This window comes from Streptosporangium minutum (assembly GCF_002149035.1).
GTDB classification, from domain to species: domain Bacteria; phylum Actinomycetota; class Actinomycetes; order Streptosporangiales; family Streptosporangiaceae; genus Streptosporangium; species Streptosporangium minutum.
In genome coordinates this window covers 1-2,795 of record NZ_NGFP01000456.1, presented here as the reverse complement: position 1 = coordinate 2,795, position 2,795 = coordinate 1, and the positions used below count along the sequence as shown (strand labels likewise).

At 75.6% G+C, this 2,795-nt stretch carries 4 protein-coding genes; 3 read left to right on the top strand and 1 reads right to left on the bottom strand.

All coding sequences use genetic code 11. The features are described 5' to 3' along the window. On the bottom strand, positions 1–181 hold a 181-nt coding region (locus tag CA984_RS47570), incomplete at its 3' end, for a hypothetical protein (protein ID WP_278249111.1). A 172-nt stretch (positions 182–353) separates the two neighbouring features. Between CA984_RS47570 and CA984_RS43515 the strand changes: the two genes are divergently transcribed. From CA984_RS43515 to CA984_RS43505, 3 genes are read left to right on the top strand one after another with little or no spacing between them, the layout of a single operon-like run. Continuing rightward, on the top strand, positions 354–611 hold the full coding sequence (locus tag CA984_RS43515) for a hypothetical protein (RefSeq protein WP_086579107.1): 258 nt from the start codon (positions 354–356) through the stop codon (positions 609–611). Further along, a complete protein-coding gene (locus CA984_RS43510; protein WP_086579106.1) occupies positions 608–1,984 on the top strand; it encodes an MFS transporter in 1,377 nt (458 codons plus the stop codon). The genes CA984_RS43515 and CA984_RS43510 overlap by 4 nt, the downstream gene beginning before the upstream one ends. After that, a complete protein-coding gene (locus tag CA984_RS43505) occupies positions 1,981–2,784 on the top strand; it encodes a glycosyltransferase (protein WP_242676507.1) in 804 nt (267 codons plus the stop codon). The genes CA984_RS43510 and CA984_RS43505 overlap by 4 nt, the downstream gene beginning before the upstream one ends. Positions 2,785–2,795 lie beyond the last annotated feature (11 nt).

Here is a 2,795-nt window from a genome sequence, read left to right as displayed (position 1 = left end):
TCCCTGGGGTGCGGCCCGAGCCCTCCGCTCCGCCGCCCGCGCCTCGGGCACGGCCCGAGCTGCCGCCCCCCGCCCCGGCGGCTGCGACGCCGGGCCCCACGGCGGAGACCGGGGACGCCCGCCGCACACGGAGCACGCCGCTGGTCAGCAGCCATCTGATCGACCAGTTGGAGCCGCTCATCCAGCACGCCGGCAAGCCGGTCCAGCCGTTCGCGGAACAGCCGGAGCCCCGCCCGGAACCGCGTCCAGAGCCGCGTCCGGAGCCCCGTCCGGAGCCGCGTCCGGAACCCCGCCCGGAACCGCGTCCGGAGCCGCGCCCAGAACCCCGCCCGGAGCTCCGCCTGGAGCCGCGCTTGGAGCCTCCTCCGGAACTCCGCCCGGAGTCCCGGCCGGAGACGGCGGGCGGGACACGGACCGGTGTGTCCGGCCAGGTCGCGCGGGAGCGGCGGGCCGTACAGGAACGGGCCGTACAGGAACGGGCGGAGCAGGAGCGGGTGGAGCAGGAGGGGCAGGCAGACGGCGGCTGGGTCGCCGTGGGGACCCGCACCACGCGGGTCGTGCGGCCCAGACAGGACGGATCCGGCTGGGAGTGGACGGAGGTGCCGGAGTGAGCGACCTCGCCGCGAGGCCCGAGGGCGCCGCGGCCCGGCCCCGGTCCTCCCGGCGCGGCCTGCTGTTGCTGGTCGTCGGTCTGGCCGGGTTCGTGACCACTCTGGACAACACGGTCGTCACGGTCGCCCTGCCCACCTTGCAGGCCGAGCTGGGCGCGTCCCTGGCGGCGCTCGAATGGGTCGTCACCGGCTACGTCCTCACCTTCGCGGGCTTCATGCTCGCCGGAGGCCGCCTGGCCGACGTCTACGGCCGCCGCAGGGTCCTCGTCGCCGGGCTCGTGGTCTTCACGGCGGCGTCCCTCGCCGCCGGGCTGGCCACCTCGGCGGGCGTGCTCGTCGCCGCCCGGCTGGTCCAGGGCTGCGGTGCGGCGCTGATCCTGCCCGCGATGCTGGCGGTGGTCTCGGTGGGCAACGACGACCGGCAGCGGTCGGCCGGCGTCGCGGTCTGGATGGCCTCGGGGGCGGGCGCCCTCGCCCTGGGGCCGGTCGTCGGCGGCTACCTGACCCAGCACTTCCACTGGAGCTGGGTCTTCCTGCTCAACGTCCCCCTCGGCGTTCTCGTCATCGCGCTCGCGGCCGTCGCGGTCCCCGAGTCGCGCGACGAGAGCACCGCCCGCGTGGACGTCCCGGGGGTCGCGACGTCGGTCGTCGTGCTGTCGGCGGGCACGTTCGCGCTGACCTTCGGGGCCGAGCTGGGCTGGACGTCGCCGATGATCGTGGTCGCGGCGGCGGTCGCCGTGGTCGCGGCCGCCGTCTTCGTGGCCGTCGAGAGGCTGGGCGCGGACCCGATGGTGGACCTCGCGCTGTTCCGGGCACGGGCGTTCACCGGCGGGGTGATCGCCCAGGTGCTCTGGGGGCTCGGCGTCAACGGGGTGTTCTTCTTCACGGCGCTGTTCCTGCAGGGAGTCCTCGGCTTCAGCCCGACCATGTCCGGTCTGGCGTTCGTGCCGCTGGCGCTGCTCGTCGTCGCGGTCACGCCGCTGGTCCCGTACGTCGAGCGGCGGCTCGGCGCGGGGCGCACGGTCGCGCTGGGGCTCCTCCTCGTCGCCGGGGGCATGGCCGCCGTCGGGTTCCTGCGCCCCGGCGACGGCTGGGCCGATCTGCTGCCCGCCGTGTGCGTGATCGGGGTCGGCTCGGCGCTGACCATGCCGCTCGGCTCGGCGGTGCTGGGGGCCGTTCCGGAGTCCAGGGCGGGGGTGGCGGGCGGTGTGTTCAGCGTGGCGCGCGAGATGTCCGGGCTGTTCGGCATCGCGGTCGTCGGGGTGATCGTCAGTGGCTCCGCGAGTTTCACCGCCGGCTACGCGACCGGCCTGCTCACCGCCGCCGCCCTGGTCGTCGTGGGGGCCGCGGTGAGCCTGGTGACGCTCCGGTGAGGATCGCGGTCCTGGCGTTCGGGTCGCGGGGGGACACCCAGCCCTGCGTGGCGCTCGGCGCGGGGCTCGCCGCGAGGGGGCACCGGGTCACGGTCGTCGCCGCCGCCCGGTACGGCGGGCTGGTCGAGGAGGCCGGGCTCGGGCTCGCCCCGGTGAGCGTCGACCCGTTGCGGATCATGGAGTCCGAGGAGGGGCAGGCGTGGCTGCGCAGCGGGCCGGCCGGGTTCGCCCGAGGGTTCCGCAGGATCGTGGAGCCGCTCGCCGAGCGGCTGGTCACCGAGGTGGACACGGCCTGCGCGGGCGCGGACCTGGTGCTCTCGCCCGCGCTGGGCGGCTTCGGCCACCACCTCTCCGAGCGGTACGGCATGCCGTACGCGCTGCTCCATTTCCAGCCCAGCGAGCCCACCGGGGCCTTCCCCAACCCGCTGGTCCCGTTGCGGACCCTCGGCAGGGCGGGCAACCGGGCCAGTTACGCGCTGGTCGAGGGGCTGAGCTGGCTGCTGCTGGGCCGCATGGTGAATCGGCTGCGGAGCAGGGTGTTCAGGCTGGGCCCCATGCGGGGGAGCCCTTTCCGCCAGGCGCGTGCCGGCCGGGTGCCGGTGCTGTGCGGGGTGAGCCCCTCGGTCGTCGCGCGCCCGGCGGACTGGCCCGACCACGTACACCTCACCGGGTTCTGGCCGCTGGAGCGCGCCTGGCGGAAAGGGCTCCCCCGCATGGGGCCCAGCCTGAACACCCTGCTCCGCAGCCGATTCACCATGCGGCCCAGCAGCAGCCAGCTCAGCCCCTCGACCAGCGCGTAACTGGCCCGGTT